Origin of the sequence: Vibrio campbellii CAIM 519 = NBRC 15631 = ATCC 25920, assembly GCF_002163755.1 — a bacterium.
GTDB classification, from domain to species: domain Bacteria; phylum Pseudomonadota; class Gammaproteobacteria; order Enterobacterales; family Vibrionaceae; genus Vibrio; species Vibrio campbellii.
Genome location: NZ_CP015863.1, coordinates 2,499,449 through 2,519,253 on the forward strand (window position 1 = coordinate 2,499,449; position 19,805 = coordinate 2,519,253).

General features: G+C 46.4%; 17 protein-coding genes. All 17 read right to left on the minus strand.

What is annotated here, in order from left to right:
* Positions 1–78: 78 nt before the first annotated feature.
* The 17 genes from accA to rpsB all read right to left on the minus strand — a co-directional run bounded on the left by accA (position 79) and on the right by rpsB (position 19,630).
* Positions 79–1,038, minus strand: coding sequence for an acetyl-CoA carboxylase carboxyl transferase subunit alpha (accA, locus tag A8140_RS12010; protein ID WP_005529344.1), 960 nt, complete (start codon positions 1,036–1,038; stop codon positions 79–81).
* Positions 1,039–1,085: 47 nt separating this feature from the next.
* Complete coding sequence (dnaE, locus tag A8140_RS12015) at positions 1,086–4,565, minus strand: DNA polymerase III subunit alpha (RefSeq protein WP_005529345.1); 3,480 nt, start codon at positions 4,563–4,565, stop codon at positions 1,086–1,088.
* A gap of 92 nt (positions 4,566–4,657) precedes the next feature.
* A complete protein-coding gene (gene rnhB / locus A8140_RS12020; RefSeq protein WP_005529347.1) occupies positions 4,658–5,296 on the minus strand; it encodes a ribonuclease HII in 639 nt (212 codons plus the stop codon).
* A gap of 9 nt (positions 5,297–5,305) precedes the next feature.
* Positions 5,306–6,445, minus strand: coding sequence for a lipid-A-disaccharide synthase (gene lpxB / locus A8140_RS12025; RefSeq protein ID WP_005529350.1), 1,140 nt, complete (start codon positions 6,443–6,445; stop codon positions 5,306–5,308).
* Positions 6,446–6,627: 182 nt separating this feature from the next.
* Complete coding sequence (gene lpxA / locus A8140_RS12030) at positions 6,628–7,416, minus strand: acyl-ACP--UDP-N-acetylglucosamine O-acyltransferase (RefSeq protein WP_005430231.1); 789 nt, start codon at positions 7,414–7,416, stop codon at positions 6,628–6,630.
* A gap of 1 nt (position 7,417) precedes the next feature.
* Entirely contained in the window at positions 7,418–7,870 is a 453-nt protein-coding gene (gene fabZ / locus A8140_RS12035; RefSeq protein WP_005430234.1) for a 3-hydroxyacyl-ACP dehydratase FabZ, read from the minus strand.
* A 173-nt stretch (positions 7,871–8,043) separates the two neighbouring features.
* Positions 8,044–9,075: a UDP-3-O-(3-hydroxymyristoyl)glucosamine N-acyltransferase gene (gene lpxD / locus A8140_RS12040; protein ID WP_005529352.1), complete on the minus strand. Its 1,032-nt coding sequence runs from the start codon at positions 9,073–9,075 to the stop codon at positions 8,044–8,046.
* Positions 9,076–9,081: 6 nt separating this feature from the next.
* Positions 9,082–9,591 carry an OmpH family outer membrane protein gene (locus A8140_RS12045; protein WP_005529354.1) on the minus strand — a complete coding sequence of 170 codons (510 nt, stop codon included), beginning with the start codon at positions 9,589–9,591 and terminating at the stop codon, positions 9,082–9,084.
* A 13-nt stretch (positions 9,592–9,604) separates the two neighbouring features.
* Positions 9,605–12,019: an outer membrane protein assembly factor BamA gene (bamA, locus tag A8140_RS12050; protein WP_005529356.1), complete on the minus strand. Its 2,415-nt coding sequence runs from the start codon at positions 12,017–12,019 to the stop codon at positions 9,605–9,607.
* A gap of 44 nt (positions 12,020–12,063) precedes the next feature.
* The gene (gene rseP, locus A8140_RS12055; protein WP_005529358.1) at positions 12,064–13,422 is read right to left on the minus strand and encodes a sigma E protease regulator RseP; all 1,359 of its coding nucleotides are present in this window, start codon (positions 13,420–13,422) and stop codon (positions 12,064–12,066) included.
* Positions 13,422–14,627 carry a 1-deoxy-D-xylulose-5-phosphate reductoisomerase gene (gene ispC, locus A8140_RS12060; RefSeq protein WP_005529359.1) on the minus strand — a complete coding sequence of 402 codons (1,206 nt, stop codon included), beginning with the start codon at positions 14,625–14,627 and terminating at the stop codon, positions 13,422–13,424. Before ispC ends, rseP begins: the two co-directional genes overlap by 1 nt.
* A 51-nt stretch (positions 14,628–14,678) precedes the next feature.
* Positions 14,679–15,521, minus strand: coding sequence for a phosphatidate cytidylyltransferase (locus A8140_RS12065; RefSeq protein WP_005529361.1), 843 nt, complete (start codon positions 15,519–15,521; stop codon positions 14,679–14,681).
* Positions 15,522–15,533: 12 nt separating this feature from the next.
* A complete protein-coding gene (locus tag A8140_RS12070) occupies positions 15,534–16,289 on the minus strand; it encodes an isoprenyl transferase (RefSeq protein ID WP_005529363.1) in 756 nt (251 codons plus the stop codon).
* Positions 16,290–16,385: 96 nt separating this feature from the next.
* Positions 16,386–16,943 carry a ribosome recycling factor gene (gene frr / locus A8140_RS12075; protein ID WP_005436779.1) on the minus strand — a complete coding sequence of 186 codons (558 nt, stop codon included), beginning with the start codon at positions 16,941–16,943 and terminating at the stop codon, positions 16,386–16,388.
* 95 nt (positions 16,944–17,038) lie between these two features.
* Positions 17,039–17,770 carry a UMP kinase gene (pyrH, locus tag A8140_RS12080; protein WP_005529364.1) on the minus strand — a complete coding sequence of 244 codons (732 nt, stop codon included), beginning with the start codon at positions 17,768–17,770 and terminating at the stop codon, positions 17,039–17,041.
* A gap of 154 nt (positions 17,771–17,924) precedes the next feature.
* Positions 17,925–18,770, minus strand: a complete 846-nt coding sequence (gene tsf, locus A8140_RS12085; protein ID WP_005529365.1) for a translation elongation factor Ts — start codon at positions 18,768–18,770, stop codon at positions 17,925–17,927.
* A gap of 131 nt (positions 18,771–18,901) precedes the next feature.
* Positions 18,902–19,630: a 30S ribosomal protein S2 gene (rpsB, locus tag A8140_RS12090; RefSeq protein WP_005529366.1), complete on the minus strand. Its 729-nt coding sequence runs from the start codon at positions 19,628–19,630 to the stop codon at positions 18,902–18,904.
* Positions 19,631–19,805: the final 175 nt, after the last annotated feature.

Sequence of the window (19,805 nt, forward strand, 5' to 3'; positions counted from 1 at the left end):
GGTCGGACGCATGCCCAACCCTTTCTATTTTATCTGTTATCTTGCGAGAATTCAGCTAGTGCCTAGCGGCAGCTGTAATTAGCAGTAACCGTAGTTCATTAGACGCTGGTAACGACGCTCTAGTAGCGTTTCGTGGTCTAGTTGCTCAAGGTCTTCTAACTGGCGAAGCAGGTTTGATTTCATGTTTGCAGCCATTTGAGCGTGGTCGCGGTGCGCGCCGCCTAGTGGCTCTTCGATGATTTCATCGATAAGCTCAAGCTCTTTCAGACGTGGAGCGGTTAGACCCATCGCGTCTGCTGCTTGTGGTGCTTTGTCTGAATCACGCCATAGGATTGAAGCACAACCTTCTGGAGAGATTACTGAGTACGTTGAGTACTGAAGCATGTTCACGTAGTCACCTACACCGATTGCAAGTGCACCGCCTGAACCGCCTTCACCAACAACGTTACAGATGACTGGCACTTTAAGACCAGACATCACTTTAAGGTTAGTCGCGATAGCTTCAGATTGGCCACGCTCTTCCGCGCCAACACCTGGGTATGCACCTGCCGTGTCGATGAAAGTGATGATAGGCATGTTGAAACGCTCTGCCATTTCCATCAAACGTAGCGCTTTACGGTAGCCTTCTGGTTTAGGCATACCAAAGTTACGTTTTACTTTTTCTTTGGTCTCACGACCTTTTTGGTGACCAATGATCATCACTGGGCGACCTTCAAGACGTGCGATACCACCAACGATCGCTTTGTCGTCAGCAAACGCGCGGTCACCCGCTAGTTCGTCAAATTCATCAAAAGCGTGCTTGATGTAATCTAGTGTGTACGGACGTAAAGGGTGACGAGCCAGTTGAGCTGTTTCCCATGCACCTAGATTGCTGAAGGTTTTCTTCTTAAGTTCTAGGCTCTTTTTCTCAAGCTGTTCGATTTCTTTATCAAGGTCAACCGCAGAATCACCACCGTGACGAGATACGTCGCGTAGCGCTTCAATTTTTGCTTCTAGTTCTGCAATTGGCTTTTCAAATTCAAGAAAGTTTAGGCTCATCTATGAATCCTTTTTGACTCAGCGTCTTACGTATTGCGCTGAATTTTTTAGTTAAATTCGAGTTCTACTTGGCCTTTACCAAGTAACTGTTTTAAATCGTCTAGTAATGTATCTGTTGGCGTTACTCGCCATTCGGTGCCCAATGTTAACCGCGCTCTGGCGTCGGCACGCTGGTAGTATACATTGACAGGTACGGTTCCGGCTTTGTGCGGTTCTAAAATACGCGTAAATTGTTCAAAGAATTTATCGTTGATCTGGTTAGCATCAATAGATACCGACAAACCACGTGCGTATTTTTCACGTGCAGTACCCAGATCCATAACTTCACGCGCCGACATTTTAAGGCCACCGTTGAAGTCATCAAAGCTGACCTGTCCAGAAACCACCAGAATTTTATCTTTTTCGAGAAGTTCTGCATACCTATCGAGCGCATCCGAGAACAACATCACCTCCATTCGACCGCTTCGATCGTCCAGAGTCATGATGCCGATTCGCGTACCACGCTTGGTTGTCATCACACGAGCTGCAATCACCAAACCCGCAACAGTTACGGATTGATCACGACGAGTTGGGGTTGCGTCTTTTAGTCGACAACTAACGTACTTATTTAGTTCCTTTATGTATGCGTTAACTGGGTGGCCAGTCAAATATAAACCGAGCGTCTCACGTTCACCCTCTAACCATACTTTCTCTGGCCATGCAGGCACTTGAGTATATTTGTGTTCCACCTCTTCTGGCGCATCAGTCAAAACACCGAACATATCGGTTTGACCAAAGGCTTCCGCTTGGTGGTGTTGGCTTGCTGCTTTCACCGCATCGTTGAGCGATGCCATCAATGCCGCACGGTGTGGACCTAGCCTGTCGAGTGCGCCTGCGTAAATCAGTTTTTCGATTACACGCTTGTTGACCTTTTTCAGGTCGATACGCGCACAGAAGTCAAATAGGTCAATGAAGTGGCCACCTTTGTTGCGCGCTTCTAAGATTGCATCAATTGGGCCTTCACCCACGCCTTTAATCGCGCCGATACCGTAAACAATTGCGCCATTCTCGTCCACGTTAAAACGGTACAAGCCGGCATTGATGTCTGGCGGAAGCACGGTGAGCTTCATGCGGAAACATTCGTCAACTAGGCCAACCACTTTCTCAGTGTTATCCATATCGGCGGTCATTACCGCTGCCATGAATTCCGCTGGATAGTGCATCTTAAGCCATAGCGTTTGGTACGAAACCAGTGCGTAGGCTGCTGAGTGAGATTTGTTAAAGCCATAACCCGCGAACTTCTCTACCAAGTCGAAGATCTTCATCGCCAACTCGCCATCGACGCCGTTGGCAATTGCTCCCTCTTCGAAGGTAGCACGCTGTTTCGCCATCTCTTCCGGTTTTTTCTTACCCATCGCACGACGAAGCATGTCCGCACCACCAAGGGTGTAGCCAGACAGCACCTGTGCAATCTGCATTACCTGTTCTTGATACAGGATGATGCCGTAAGTTGGATCGAGGATTTCTTTAAGCGATTCGTGTTGCCACTTTTCATCTGGGTATGAGATCGCCTCACGGCCGTGCTTACGGTCGATAAAGTTATCTACCATGCCCGACTGCAACGGGCCCGGACGGAAAAGTGCCACCAATGCGATTATGTCTTCAAAACAGTCCGGTTGCAGACGTTTGATCAGTTCTTTCATACCGCGCGATTCAAGCTGGAATACCGCAGTGGTTTCCGAGTTTTGCAACAAGCGGAATGACGGAGCATCGTCCAACGGAATCGATTCGATGCGAACAGGTTCTTTGCCTTCGCGTTCTAGACGCGGGTTAATCAGACCCAATGCCCAGTCGATAATGGTTAGGGTACGCAGACCCAAGAAGTCAAACTTAACCAGGCCGGCGGTTTCCACGTCGTTCTTATCGAACTGAGTAACCGGGAAATGGCCTTCCGAATCGGCATAAATCGGCGCGAAGTCTGTAATGGTGGTTGGTGAGATTACAACACCACCCGCGTGCTTACCGGCGTTACGTGTACAACCTTCAAGGAGGCGACACATGTCGATAAGCTCTTTCACTTCTTCATCTGCGTCATACAACTCAGGCAGTGCAGGCTCAGCTTTGAACGCTTTTTCCAGCGTCATACCCGGATCAGGTGGAACCAGTTTTGAAATACGATCAACGAAGCCAAACGGGTGACCCAGTACACGGCCTACGTCACGGATTACCGCTTTCGCCGCCATGGTACCGAAGGTGATGATCTGAGATACCGCATCACGACCATACATTTCTGCAACGTGATCAATTACTTGGTCACGCTTATCCATACAGAAGTCGACGTCGAAATCGGGCATGGATACACGTTCTGGGTTCAAGAAACGTTCGAATAAAAGGTCGTATTCCAATGGATCAAGGTCGGTGATCTTCAGTGCGTATGCCACCAAAGAACCAGCACCCGAACCACGACCCGGACCTACCGGAATCGCGTTGTCTTTCGACCACTGGATGAACTCCATTACGATCAAGAAGTAACCGGGGAAGCCCATTTGGTTGATTACGTCGAGTTCGATTTGCAGACGATCATCATATTCAGGTCGACGCTGTTTGCGCTCTTCCTCATCTGGGAACAGGAACTCTAGACGCTCTTCCAGACCTTCGCGAGACTTCATGACCAAGAAGTCGGTCTCTTCCATACCTTCAGTTGGGAAGGCTGGAAGGAAGTATTCACCCAAACGTACTGTCACGTTACAACGCTTGGCAATTTCAACACTGTTTTCTAACGCTTCCGGAATGTCGGCAAACAGCTCGCACATTTCCTCTTCAGTACGCAGGTATTGTTCTGGGCTGTAGTTCTTTGGACGACGCGGATCTTCTAGGGTGTAACCATCGTGGATCGCAACGCGGATTTCATGGGCGTCAAATAAGTCTTCACTGATGAAAACAACTTCGTTGGTTGCAACGACTGGCAATTCAAGCTCTTCTGCCAATTCGATCGCAAAGTGCAGGTAAGTTTCTTCATCCGGACGACCAGTACGAACCAATTCTAGATAGAAGCGATCTGGGAAGTATTGGTTGTAGAACTCGACACAACTGTCGACAACTTTACGGTTGCCTTTTAGCAATGCTTTACCGATCTCACCGTTTTTCGCGCCTGATAGAACGATCAAACCTCCTGATAGTTCAGCCAACCAAGCTTTGTCGAGCACCGGTTGGTGTTGTACATGACCACGAAGGTAAGCTTTTGAGATCAGCAACGTGAGGTTTTTATAACCCTCGTTGTTTGCCGCAAGTAACGTTAATTGCGTCAGCTCCTCGCCAAACTCATCCGATTGCATTTTGAAATCAGCACCGATGATTGGCTTCACACCACTGCCGTGCGCAGTGCCATAGTATTTCACCAAACCACATAGGTTAGTGAAATCGGTCAATGCCATTGCAGGCATGCCGAGTTCGGCGACTTTCTTAACGAGCGGTGGAACTTTGTTGATACCATCCACCATTGAGAAATCACTGTGAACTCTTAGGTGAATGAACTTGGGATCTGACATTAACAGGTACCGTAAAACTATATCTTATTTGGGATTCTAACCTAAAGCGGGCGTGGTTTATAACACCGATACGCCCATCCTATTACTTTGCTTTATTCTTCGATGCCGAGCGCTTTCTTCACGGGCTTGAAGCTCTTACGGTGTTCACTGATCACACCGTGTTGCTCAATCGCTTCGAAGTGAGCTTTGGTTGGGTAACCTTTGTGCTTAGCAAAGCCAAACTGTGGGTATTGTTTATCCAACTCTTCCATTTCTTGGTCACGAACCACTTTGGCAATGATTGACGCCGCGCTGATTTCCGCCACGCGCAAGTCACCCTTCACCACAGCTTGGGAATCCATTGGCAGTTCAGGGCAACGATTGCCATCGATAAGCGCAAGGTCTGGCTGTACTTTCAAACTCGCAATCGCACGTTGCATGGCAACCATGGTCGCTTGCAGGATGTTGAGCTCATCAATCTCTTCAGGAGAACAGCGTCCTACCGCCCATGCCAATGCTTTCTCTTTGATTTCTGGCAGCAATGCAAGACGTTTTTTCTCACTCAGCTTTTTCGAATCGTTTAAACCTTCAATTGGGTTATTTGGATCTAAAATAACCGCTGCGGTAACAACATCACCCACCAAAGGACCACGCCCTACCTCATCAACACCCGCAACCAATTGGTAGCCTTGCGGATATTCAAACGGTGATAGTTCTACTTTTGCTTTGGTCGTTTTTGGTTTTACAGCCATGCTAAATCTCTATTTATTAATCAGTTTTAGAACCGCATTCGCGGCTTGTTGATCCGCATCTTTACGAATCCAATGATGCATTTCAGTAAACTTATCCAACATGGCTTGGTTATCCGTTTCAAGTAAACGAGACACTTCGTTAAATAAGTTGTCTGGCGTGCAATCTTCTTGGAGATACTCTTTGACCAGCTCCTTATCGGCCAGCACATTAGGCAAAGAGACGTGCTCGATTGTCAGCAGACGCTTAGCAAGATAAGCCGTTATCGCGTTCACACGATAGCCAACTACCATTGGGCGCTTAATCAGCATACACTCTAGAGCAACAGTACCGGAGGCCAACATCACCACATCTGCAGCCGTGATGACATTACCTGCAGTATCATCGACCAATTTGAACTCTAATTCTGGCGCATGTTCTTTCCACGCACTTTCAAATTGCTCACGGCGTTTTTGGTTGACTAATGCAACAACAAAGCCAAGTTCAGGGTACCTCTGGTGTAGTTTTTTACATGCTTCGATGAACGGCTGTGAAAGCATTTTTAACTCACTACCACGACTGCCCGGAAGTACAGCTAGCCATTTTTTATCTTGATCTAAACCTAATAAGGCTCTTGCTGGTGCTTTATCCGATTGCAACGGAATCGCATCCGCTAAGGTATGACCAATGAATTCACAAGGCACATTGAATTTATCGTAAACTGCTTTTTCAAATGGAAGGAACGCCAGCACAAGGTTCGTTGCTGCTCCAATTTTGAAAACCCGTTTTTGCCGCCACGCCCAAACTGAAGGGCTAACATAGTGGACCGTTTTGATGCCTGCTTGCTTCAGCTTTCGCTCTACTTGCCTATTAAAAGTAGGCGCATCAATTCCTACAAAAACATCAGGTGGGTTGTCAGTGAAATACTTCACTAATTGAGCTTTGACTTTCAGCAGTCTTGGCAAGCGGCCTAGCACTTCAACCAAGCCCATTACGGCAAGCTCTTCCATATCGAACAGAGACTCGCAGCCTTGCGCGATCATTTTAGGGCCACCAATACCAACAAACTCTGCGTCTGGGTGTTGCTGTTTTACCGCTTTGATAAAGCCTTCACCTAGCGTGTCGCCAGACAGTTCTCCGGCAATGATGCCAATACGTAATGGTCTTTCCATATCTACTTCGCTATTTTTCCTTTGCGCTATGGGTAACGATTTAAGCTAAACGATAAACTATGTATCCACATAAACCGCGGTAGCTGCACAATCTGCAGCGTACAAACCGTTATCCATAAAACACAAAAAGACCGCAGCCCAATTTGGGCGCGATCTTTTCAATTTAACCGCTCATTCGTTAATTAACGAATAATGCCACGTTCCGTTGTTTCCAGAATATCTGAGAAACGTTTCACTGCTGGCCACTCTTGTGCCATTTCAGCTAGGATTGGTTTCACTTCTTCCAGAGTCTTACCTGAACGGTAGATTTCTTTGTACGCTTTTTGCAGCGCACGAATTTCTGGTTTTTCGAAACCGTTACGCTTCAAGCCAACCAAGTTCAAACCAAATGGGGTTGCGTGGTTACCTTGAGCCAATACGTAAGCTGGTACGTCTTGAACAACCGCAGAACAGCCGCCAACGTAAGCATAAGCACCAACCGTACAGAATGGATGAATCGCAGAAAGCGCCATTACACCTGCGTGATCATCTACCGTTACGTGACCACCAAGGATCGCATTGTTACCAATGTGAGTATGGTTACCAACGACTACGTCATGTGCGATGTGTGCGTTCACACAAAGCAGGTTGTCGTCACCAATCACTGTTGTTGCTTTGTCTTGAACCGTACCACGGTGAACCTGAACCGCTTCACGAATCACGTTACGGTCACCGATAACCACAGTTGTATCTTCGCCACCGTACTTCTTGTCTTGGTTTTCTTCACCAATCACAGCATGTGGGAAAATGCGGTTATCTTTACCAATTTTGGTGTGGCCTTTGATCACTACGTGAGACATCACTTCTGTGCCTTCACCAATCTCCACCGTAGAGGTGATGTAAGTGAAAGGACCAACGGTCACGTTAGCGCCAATTTTCGCGCCTTCTTCTACCACCGCAGCTGGGTGGATTTTAGCGGTTTCATGAATCATATTAAAACTCTCGACGAGCACACTTCAGCTCAGCTGAACATACCACTTCGCCGTCAACTTTTGCCACACCGCTGAATGCAGCAATGCCACGACGCTCTTTCAGAAATTCTACTTCAATAATCATTTGATCGCCTGGTACTACTGGTTTACGGAACTTAGCACCGTCAACACTTGCGAAGTAGTACAGTTCGTTTTCCGTCGGTGCACCAAATGATTTAAATGCAAGTAGGCCTGTCGCCTGAGCCATCGCTTCCAGGATCAATACGCCTGGGAATACTGGTAGCTGTGGAAAGTGACCTGTGAACTGAGGTTCGTTAACCGACACATTTTTAATTGCGTGAAGGTACTTCTCTTCTTGGAAGTCAATCACACGGTCGATCAATAAGAATGGGTAGCGATGAGGTAGTAGCTCTTGAATTTCAGAGATGTTCATCGTTTTCTTTTCAGTAGTCAAAGTCGTCTTCCTATATCAATTCTCAACAACCAAGATGGCAAGGCAGCGGCAAATGCCACTTATGCAGTAATCGCCTGCAAAGTGTATACCAGCTTGGTGATAAATCTACTTATAGCGCGTCATTATAGAAGAAAAAGACCCGCATTTCGCGAGTCTTTGTTCAGAATGTGGAACTAAGATTCTTCTTTCGTTTCCAGCTGTTTCTCAACAGCTTTCAGACGTTTGTTCATCTCGTCAATGCGGTGAACTCGAGTCGCCGTCTTGCGCCACTCTCGGTTGGTTTGCAGTGGAATGCCTGATGAGTACAGACCTTTCTCTTCGATACTGCGCATAACCATGCCCATACCGGTGATAGCTACGCCATCTGCAATCGTGATGTGGCCATTCAGAACCGACGCGCCGCCGATCTGACAGTACTTACCAATTTTCGTACTGCCCGCAACAATAGTACCACCTGGCATCACGGTACCATATCCGATCTGCACGTTATGAGCGATTTGAAGTTGGTTATCAAGAATTACGTTGTCTTCAATGATGGTATCTTCAAGTGCACCACGGTCAATCGTCGTACACGCACCAATCTCAACGCGGTTACCGATACGCACTGAACCCAACTGAGGGATTTTGATCCACTCGCCTTTGTCATTTGCGTATCCGAAACCATCAGAGCCAATGACTGTGCCAGATTGCACTAGACAGTCATCACCCATTGATACTTCATGATAGATAGTCACATTAGCCCAAAGCTTGGTGTTGTTACCTAGCTTTGCGTTTTTACCGATAAAGCAACCTGCGCCAATACTTACGTTGTCGCCCAGCTCTACACCCGTTTCAATCACTGCGTTTGCACCGATAGTTACGTTAGTACCCATCTTCACGTCTGCTGCGATAACGGCACTTGGTGCGATCTCGTCAGCTGGCTTCGGAGTGGTGTCCATTGCTTGTACTACTCGAGCAAAAGCAATGTAAGGGTCAGCCACAACCAATGCGTTACCCACACATTGATCTTTGTGATCGGCTTTCACCATCACAACTGTCGCTTTGCACTCAGAAAGGTGTTTTGCGTATTTTGGGTTAGACAAGAAGGTCACATCACCTTCTTGTGCTTTATCCATTGGAGCTACGCGGCTTACAACGAGAGACTCGTCACCAAATAGCTCACCCCCGGAAATTGTCGCCAACTCGGCTAATGTCAATGTCTTCATAACTTCTTATTTTAGAGCTTTAATTACGTCTTCAGAGATGTTGTATTCTGGCTTACCGTACTGAAGAGAAGAAATGTCGATTACCATATCGTAACCTTTCTTCGTTGCTACTTTCTTCACTGCGTCTTGGATAGTCTTGAATAGCTTCGCTTTCTCTTCAGCTTCGCGACGTGCACTTGCTTTCTCTAGAGCTTGTGCCTTCACTTTGTATTCGCTGTCTAGTTTAGCGATGTCGATACGTAGTTTTTCAACTTCGTCTTGACCTAGAAGCTCACCATCACGTTGTAGCTTTTCAATCTTAGTCTTAGCTTGCGCTTGGATAGATTTCAGCTCGTCTGCTTTGCTCTTAAAGTCTTTCTGCATTTTTTGTAGAACTACTTCGCGTTGAGGAAGCGCTTGGAAAACTTGAGCAGTATTTACATAAGCAATTTTCTGAGCAGCTTCAGCCGCGTTAGCAAACATTGAAGAGCTAAGTACTAGAAGGCCTAGGCCAGCTGCTTTGATCATTTTATTCAAAATATTTTCCTCTTTAGAAGGTTCTACCGATAGTGAACGTGAAGAACTCTTCATCGTCGCCATCATATTTCTTAATTGGTTTCGCTAGCGAGAATACTAGAGGCCCCATTGGAGACATCCATTGCAACGCCGCACCGTAAGATGAGCGGTAGTTGGTTGGATCTGAGTAATCGTAGTAGTAGCGGTCGCCGTATTCAGCACCTGAGCTACGGTAGTCGAACTCCGTATCCCAAACACTTGCCATATCAAAGAAGATACTGGTACGGATTTGGTTACGAACTTCGTCCGATGCAAATGGTGTTGGAACAATCAACTCAAGGCTTGCAAGTGCAACAGCGTTACCACCAACAGCATCATCTGTTGCTGTATCTGCACCGTTGTTCGAGCCAGAGTAATCACGATAAACCGCTTTCGGACCTACTGTGTTCGAGCCGAAACCACGTAGTGTTGTAAAACCACCCGCGTAGTAGTTTTCGTAGAATGGGAACAAGTTATCGTTGCCATCCGTTTGACCATAACCGTTACCATAACCTAGACGACCACGGAACAAGAGTGTGAACTCGTGTTTCTTAGTCAATGGCACGTATTGACGAACATCATACTGCATCTTGAAGTATTGAACGTCAGAGCCAGGTACGGTCATCTTGTAGAATGCACGTTGGTGGTTACCCGCTGTTGGGAAGTAGCCACGGTTTAGGTTGTTACGTGTCCATGAGATGTTGAAGTCAAAGTCATTTGTGTTCAACGCGCCGCTAGAATCAATGTTATCTTCTTGCGCTTGTAGGAACTGTTCTACCTGTAAGTAAGGTGACAAGTTACCGATCTTGTTGTGAGTGTAACCAACACCAAACTCAAAGCGGTTCAGTTCGTCGAATGGGAAACCCCATGTCAAACTTGCGCCGTAACTTTGGTTGGTATAGTCAACGATACCCGCTTCAGATGCTTCAAACTCGTCGTAGAAGATCTTACCCCCCAAACTTACACCATCTAGGTTCCAGTAAGGGTCACGGTAGTCCAAGCTCACGTTTTTCTGGTAGTCGTTCATCATCGCGTTAATACCAACGCGGTTACCACTACCAATAAAGTTGTCTTGTTGTAGGCCAACCTGGAAGCTCACGCCCGATTCAGTACCATAGCCGACACCAAAGTTAACGCTGCCTGAGTTTGCCTCTTTCACAGAGTAAACTAGGTCTACTTGGTCATCGCTGCCAGGTACACGTACCGTTTGTACTTCTACGTTCTCGAAGTAACCAAGACGGTTTAGACGCGTTTTACCGGTTTCGATTGATTTCGAGTTTAGCCAGCTGCCTTCCATCTGACGCATTTCACGACGTAGTACTTCGTCTTTGGTCGAGTTGTTACCCGTAAAGCGAATGTCACGTACGTAAATGCGGTTACCCGGCTCAACGTTTACAACAAGCGATACTTGTTTGTTTTCATCGTCGAACTCAGGGATGGTGTTTACTTGTGGGTAAGCGTAACCAGATTCACCAAGCACACGCTTGATGCCTTCTTCCATCGAAGTAACACGGGAGCCGTTATACGTCTCGTTGTCTTCGAAAGGAACTAGCTTTTCGAACGTTGCTTCTTCACCGTTCAAATTACCGCGGAATTTCACGTCTTTAACGGTGTACACGCCGCCTTCTTCAAGACCAAGGGTAATGTATACGCCTTTTTTGTCAGGAGAAATCGCCACTTGTGTCGAATCAACGTTAAATTTCAGGTAACCACGGTCTAGGTAGTAAGACTTCAGCGCTTCGATATCACCAGCAAGTACTTGCTTCTGATATTTTTCGTCCGCTAGGAAGTTCCACCAAGGCACGTCAACGTTGAGGTTGAAACGAGAAAGAAGGTCTTCATCAGAAAAGACTTCATTGCCGATAAAGTTGATTTGCTGAATTTTCGCCGATACACCTTCGGTGAAGACGAATTTCAAGTCAGAACGGTTACGAGGCAATGGAGTAACAACCGCTTTTACGGTCGCGTTGTATTTACCAACACTGTAGTAAAAGTCCTCCAAACCTTTTTCGATGTTGCTCAGCGTTGTACGGTCAAGCGCTTCACCTTCACGAACGCCAGAAGCATTCAGGTTTTCTTGTAGCTGTTCGTCCTTGATTGCTTTGTTGCCTGAGAAAGAGATGCTGGCAATAGTTGGACGTTCTTTTACTTGAACAACCAGAACTTCACCATTACGCAGTACTTTCACATCTTCGAAGTTACCCGATGCGTACAATGCGCGAATGATCTCTGCAACATCGCCTTGGTCAACGGTATCACCGACACGCACAGGCATTTTTAGCAACGCTGCACCCAGTGCCACACGCTGCAATCCATCGATTTCAATATCTTGAACTACAAAGTTCTCTGCTCCGTTTGCAGATACACTGGTCGCCAGTAAACTTGCAAACAGAATTCGCTTAATCGCCATACTTGTTCTAATTATTCCTTGCTACTGCTTTTGTCTCTGAACTATCACAGACGAGTAAAATCATTAAATAGCGCTAACGCCATGAGCGAGAAGATAATCGCACCACCAATTCGATAGCCCATTTCCTGTACTTTCTCAGGCACTGGGCGTCGGATGACTGCTTCGATTGCGAAAAACAGTAGATGCCCACCATCCAACATTGGTAAAGGAACGAGGTTAATAATACCTAGGTTAACACTAATTAGTGCCAGAAAACCTAAAAAGTAGACCAGACCGTAGTCTGCGGTCGCCCCTGCTCCTTTGGCAATAGATATTGGTCCGCTCAAATTGTTCAGACCAACGTCACCTACAATCAGTTTCTTAAGCATACTGATTGTAAGTCCAATAACTTGACCAGTCTTGTCAATCGCTTTGCCAATAGACTCGAATACACCAAACTGTAGTTCGAAGCGATAACTTTCTGGCCATTCTGCGACTTCAGGTGCGATACCCGCGAAGCCAACGGTTTCTTTGTTAGCTAGCTCACGACTACCTGGAATCAAGGTAAATGACTGCTCATCACCTTGACGCAACACGATCACATCAATTGGTGTTTCTGGGTTAGAACGAATGGCTTGAACCACGCCATCCCATTTAGAAATCTTGTCACCATCAATCTCGATGATTTTGTCACCAGCTTGTAGGCCTGCTTTCTCAGCGGCACCACCTTCACTCACCTGTGCTAGCTCCGTGTAAATCTCAGGAGTGTACGGTTTGAAGCCTAGTGACTGCATCGCAGATTGTGTTTCAGGATCAAATTTCCAATCACGGATATCGAGTGTCTTCGTGACTTCTGAGCCAACTTCGTTTGCTGAAGATAGCGTCACTGTCATCGAATCATCACCGATATGAGAAACTAATCCCATGTTGACTGATTCCCAGTCCGGAGTTTTGATACCTGAGATGGATTTTAGTTCCATCCCTGATTCAATTCCTGCTTCTGCAATGATTGAATTGGGCGTAACTTCACCAATTACTGGCTTCACTGCTGGTACACCAATCAAAAAGACCAGCCAGTACGCCACAATGGCAAAGAGAAAATTGAAAATCGGACCCGCAGCCACAATCGATGTGCGCTTCCAAAGTGGCTTTTGGTCAAACGCCAAATGCTTTTCGTGCTCAGGCACTTGATCAACACGGCTGTCCACCATTTTGACGTAGCCGCCCAGTGGAATCATCGAAATGCTGTACTCAGTTCCGTCTTTGCCTACTTTACTCCAAATAGACTTACCGAAACCGATAGAAAATTTTTCAACTTTTACACCGCAACGACGCGCAACCCAAAAGTGACCATACTCGTGCACGGCAACCAAGATGCCCAGTGCAACGATAAAAGAAACCAAATTCCACAAAATACCAGTCATTAGCTACGCTCGCGTAAAAATTCTAAGGCGATAGTTCGTGACATTCTATCTAGCTCTATCAAGCTTTCCAAGCTATTCACATTCTCACTTTTATGGCTTGCAGTGATTTTGTTCAAAACTGATTCATTGATGCGAGCGATATCAGTGAAGCCTAAGCGGTTATTTAAGAAAGCATCTACTGCGACTTCGTTCGCTGCATTCAGAGCGGTCGTAGCATGTTGGCCTTCGTAACACGCATCAATCGCCAACTTCAAACATGGGTAGCGAGCAAAATCGGGTTGAAGGAACGTCAACTCGCCCACTTGAGTAAAGTCGAGTGGTTTGACACCAGCATCCACACGAGATGGGTAAGACATAGTCAACGCAATCGGAGTTGCCATATCAGGTTCGCCCATTTGCGCCAAGACTGAACCGTCTCGGTATTGCACCATTGAGTGAATCACCGACTGAGGGTGAATAATCACCTTCAACTGTTCACGAGCCGCATTAAACAGCCATTTCGCTTCAATGTACTCAAGACCTTTGTTCATCATGGTTGCTGAATCAACCGAGATCTTAGGGCCCATTGACCAGTTCGGGTGAGCAATCGCTTGTGCTGGGGTTACTTTCTCTAGCTCTGCGATATCGGTATAACGGAATGGACCACCAGAACCGGTTAACAGAATTGATGAAATACCATGCTCTTCTAGGTTACAACGACCTAGGCTGGTTTGAACTTGCTGAGGTAAACACTGGAAGATCGCGTTGTGCTCGCTGTCTACAGGAAGTAGCTCTGCGCCATGCTCTTCTACTGCGTTAATGAACAGTTGACCGGACATCACCAGTGCTTCTTTGTTTGCCAATAGCACACGCTTGCCGGCTTTCACTGCCGCCATCGTTGGTAGCAAACCAGCCGCACCAACGATCGCTGCCATCACGCTGTCAACTTCTTCTAAGGCAGACACATGACAAAGCGCATCAACACCACCTAACACCTCAGTGCTTGGCGAGACAGAAGCCAGTTCTGATTGCAGAGCCAATGCCGCCGCTTTATCCGCCATCACAGCGTATTTTGGTTGCCATTTACGGCAGAGCGCGACCATCTTTTCAACGTTAGTGCTTGCCGCTAATGCGACGATAGAAAACAGCTCAGGGTTTTGTTCAACCACTTTAAGTGTGCTTGCACCGATTGAGCCTGTTGCACCAAGAATCGTTAACTTTTGCATGATGTAAGACCGTTAGAAAAATTCAGGAGCGACGGAGCCGCTCCCGATAAATTAGAATACGTAGTAAAGAAGAGCAAATACTGGGAAGGCAGCGGTCAGGCTGTCGATACGATCAAGAATACCGCCGTGCCCTGGAATAATATTGCTGCTGTCTTTGATGCCTGAAACACGTTTGAACATGCTTTCTACTAGGTCACCAAGTACGGAAATCACAACCGTAATCAATGTAATGATCACCATGTGAACTGGGCTGGTGAATTGGATATCAAACCAACCTGCGAACAACCAACCAACAATCAATGCTGCGATGATGCCGCCAATCAAACCTTCGATAGTCTTGTTTGGACTCACATGCGGCGCCATTTTACGTTTACCCATGCTTTTACCAGCAAAGTAAGCGCCACTGTCTGCAGCCCATACCAAGAAGCAAACATACAGCACAAGTTTTGCGCCGTGGTATGGATCTACTGAAATATCGGAAGCTCTAAGAATGATCACGCTCCAAAGGAAAGGGATCAAAGTCAGAAAACCAAACACATGACGAAGCGCTTTGCTGCCTTGCCATAGGTTGGTGGTTTTAGGGTAAGTAATGGCCATTGTGCTGGCGATAATCCACCAAACAAAACCGAGCGCTAAAACTGTGTAATGCGGTGCTGCCAGTTGGTTAAGGCTTACTGCATCAGGCGAAATGAATAGAAAACTGAATCCGGTTACGACAACGGCTGGTACGAGGGCAGCGATGCGTGATTTGCTTTCTGTAAACTGGGTCCACTCCCAAAAACCTAATAGCGTAATCGCCGTCAAAGCGATGATGAAGCCGATTAGGGGTAATTTAAAAATACCTAAAATTACAAGGGGAGCTAAAATTAGTGCTGTTATTATTCTCTGTTTCAAACTAACTAGTCCTTATTGAGCAGCCATCAATGCCTTTACTTGCTCGCCAGTACAACCAAAGCGACGCTCTCGGTTAATAAACCAAGTTACAGCTTCTACTAAGCTGTCTTCGCCAAACTCTGGCCAGTACTCAGGAGTAAAGTACATTTCAGCATACGCCATTTGCCACAGCATGAAGTTACTAATGCGACACTCTCCACTTGTACGGATCAAAAGATCCACCTCTGGAAGGTCTGCCATTGTTAGATGCTGGGTAATCAGCTGCTCATTGATATCCTCTACACGGATCTCACCGTTACGCGCTTTTAACGCCAACGTTTTTGCCGCCTCTGTGATATCCCATTTGCCGCCATAGTTAGCCGCAATGTTAATCACCATACCCGTGTTATTTGCCGTCAGTGCTTCTGCTTCCGCAATTTTACCTTGCAGTCGCTCACTAAAGCGGCTGGTATCACCAATGACACGCAGGCGTAAGTTGTTTTTATGCAGCTTTTTCACTTCGCTAGAAAGTACCGAAATGAACAGCTCCATCAACAGACCCACTTCTTCCTCAGGACGACGCCAGTTTTCACTACTAAAAGCGAACAACGTCATGGCTTTAATACCGAGTTTAGAAGCTGCAGCAACGGTCTTGCGAACGGCGTTAACGCCTTTTTTATGACCGAATACGCGAGGTTTTCCTTTGGACTTAGCCCAACGGCCATTGCCGTCCATAATGATGGCAATATGCTTAGGGAGGGAATCAGAGAAGGCTTGAGAATTTTGCATAGGGAGTTAATTGAGTTCCATCAGTTGGATAGACTAACACAAAAAAACGCTGCACTGTGAGCACAGCGTTTTCCAACAGTGATGTGGGTGGGAGTATTAAACTTCCATCAACTCTTTTTCTTTAGCAGCAAGAACTTCGTCGATCTTCTTAACTGCTACGTCAGTCAGTTTTTGAATTTCGTCTTGTGCTTTACGATCTTCGTCTTCAGAGATTTCTTTATCTTTTAGAAGACCTTTTAGGTCGCTGTTTGCGTCACGACGGATGTTACGAACAGCAACACGTGCGCCTTCAGCTTCACCGCGAACAATCTTAACTAGGTCTTTACGACGCTCTTCTGTTAGCGGTGGAAGTGGAACGCGGATGATTGTGCCAGCAGACATTGGGTTTAGGCCAAGGTCAGACATCATGATCGCTTTTTCAACTTTTTGAGTTAGTTCTTTGTCGAAAACTGTGATTGCTAGAGTACGAGCGTCTTCTGCAACAACGTTTGCTACTTGGTTAAGAGGAGTAGGAGCACCGTAGTACTCTACAGAGATACCAGATAGTAGGCTTGGGTGCGCGCGGCCAGTACGAACTTTAGAAAGGTTGTTCTTTAGCGCTTCAACGCTTTTGTCCATGCGCTCTTGCGCGTCTTTATTGATTTCGTTAATCACGGTTTCACCTTAAAAATGTCATCTTTCCTGAAGAAAGCCTAAAAGGGTTGAGCAAAGCGAAACGCCATCCAACCTAGCGTGGATGGCGTTTAGGATTATGCTTCAGCGTTGATCAGCGTGCCTTCAGCTTCGCCCATAACCACGCGACGTAGTGCGCCTGGTTTGTTCATGTTAAATACACGGATTGGCATTTTGTGGTCACGAGCAAGTGTGAACGCAGCCAAGTCCATTACTTTCAGTTCTTTATCCAGAACTTCATTGTAAGATAGCTTATCATACAGCTCTGCATCTGGGTTTGCTACTGGGTCAGCAGTAAATACGCCATCAACTTTCGTTGCTTTTAGCACTACGTCAGCTTCGATTTCGATACCACGTAGACACGCTGCTGAATCTGTAGTGAAGAATGGGTTACCAGTACCTGCAGAGAAGATTACTACACGGCCTTGGCGAAGTTCGCGGATAGCGTCTGCCCAATTGTAGTCGTCACACACACCTTTTAGAGGAATTGCAGACATTACACGAGCGTTTACGTAAGCACGGTGAAGTGCATCACGCATTGCTAGACCGTTCATTACTGTTGCAAGCATACCCATGTGGTCGCCTACTACACGGTTCATACCCGCTTCCGCAAGACCAGCACCACGGAACAGGTTACCACCGCCGATTACCACACCAACTTGAACACCCAGTTCAACCAGCTCTTTCACTTCTTGAGCCATACGGTCAAGAACCGCTGGGTCAATACCAAAACCTTCTTCGCCTTGAAGAGCTTCACCACTCAGTTTTAATAGAATACGTTGATACGCTGGTTTAGGGTTCGTAGTCATGGAGTTTACCTTCCAAAAGAGAGTTGTCGATTAACAGTCATGAATAGACACAAGGTGACTTATAGCTATTCATCACGGCTAAGTTTTTGCCGCTCTTTTCGTAAAAAGACCGCAGCCTTGGCTACGGTCTAATATTTACACAAGTCTCTAAGGATTAACCTTTTTGAGCTAGTGCTACTTCTTCTGCGAAGCTCATTTCAGCTGCTTTCTCGATACCTTCACCTACTTCTAGGCGAACGAATGTAGCAACAGAAGCACCTTTCTCTTTTAGCATTTCGCCAACAGATTTCTTAGGTTCCATGATGAAAGCTTGACCAGTTAGAGAGATTTCGCCAGTGAATTTCTTCATGCGGCCGATAACCATCTTCTCAGCGATCTCTTGTGGCTTGCCTTCGTTCATAGCGATTTCAACTTGAACTTCTTTCTCTTTAGCAACTACGTCAGCTGGTACGTCTTCTGGAGTAACGAACTCAGGCTTAGAAGCAGCAACGTGCATTGCAACGTGCTTAAGAGTTTCTGCGTCGCCTTCACCAGCAACAACAACACCGATTTTCTCACCGTGACGGTAAGAAGCGATTGCAGTACCTTCAACGTAAGCAACGCGACGGATGTTGATGTTTTCGCCGATTTTAGCAACTAGAGCTACGCGCTCTTCTTCGAACTTAGCAACTAGCTCTTCAGCAGTAGCTTTAGTCGCTAGAGCGTCAAGTGCTACTTTGTCTGCGAATGCAGTGAAGTTACCGTCTTTAGCAACGAAGTCAGTTTGGCAGTTAACTTCAAGAAGAACAGCAACGCCGTTTTCTTCTTTGATGATGATTGCGCCTTCAGCTGCAACGTTACCAGCTTTTTTAGCTGCTTTCGCTGCGCCTGATTTACGCATGTTTTCAATTGCTAGTTCGATGTCAGCGTTTGCTTCTACAAGCGCTTTCTTACATTCCATCATGCCAGCGCCAGTGCGCTCGCGAAGTTCTTTAACTAGAGCAGCAGTTACAGTTGCCATTCTCTATTCCTCGTTTGATTCGAAATAAGGTAAAAAACAGGGGCCTACATTGTCGGCCCCCATTGCTAACTATAACTCAGTCTGTGCTACAACAAGGTTTCACGTAGACTAAGTGTGACACAGAGCCGTTATTATTCAGCTTCTACAAAACCGTCTTTTTCAGCAACTGCTGCAACGTCTTTGTTGCGACCTTCAGACACTGCAGATGCTGCAGCGTTTAGGTATAGTTGAACTGCGCGGATCGCGTCGTCGTTACCTGGGATGATGTAGTCAACGCCGTCTGGGTTAGAGTTAGTATCTACCACAGCGTATACTGGAATACCTAGGTTGTTAGCTTCTTTAATTGCAATGTGCTCGTGATCAGCGTCGATTACGAATAGAGCGTCTGGTAGGCCGCCCATATCTTTGATACCACCAAGAGATTTCTCTAGCTTCTCCATTTCACGAGTACGCATTAGAGCTTCTTTCTTAGTTAGTTTTTCGAAAGTACCGTCTTGTGCTTGTGCTTCGAAATCTTTTAGACGCTTGATAGACTGACGAACTGTTTTGTAGTTCGTTAGCATGCCGCCCAACCAACGGTTGTTAACGTAGTATTGGTTGCTTGCGATTGCAGCTTCTTTAACAGCTTCAGATGCAGCGCGCTTAGTACCTACGAATAGAACTTTACCTTTCTTCTCGCCAACTTTAGCTAGTTCAGCTAGAGCTTCGTTGAACATTGGTACAGTTTTTTCTAGGTTGATGATGTGAACGCGGTTACGAGCACCAAAGATGAATGGCTTCATTTTTGGGTTCCAGTAACGAGTTTGGTGACCGAAGTGAACACCAGCTTTCAGCATATCGCGCATTGATACAGTTGCCATTTTAAAATCCTCTATGGGGTTAGGCCTCCACATCCCCCATAATTCCGACCAAGCTTCTGCTCAGCACCCCGGAACATGTGACGGAATGTGTGTGATTTAAAGATAAAAGTTAATCGGAAGAAGCCTGCTTCGCCACTTCTCTAACGAAAAGTAAAGAGAACAGTCCTCGATTCCG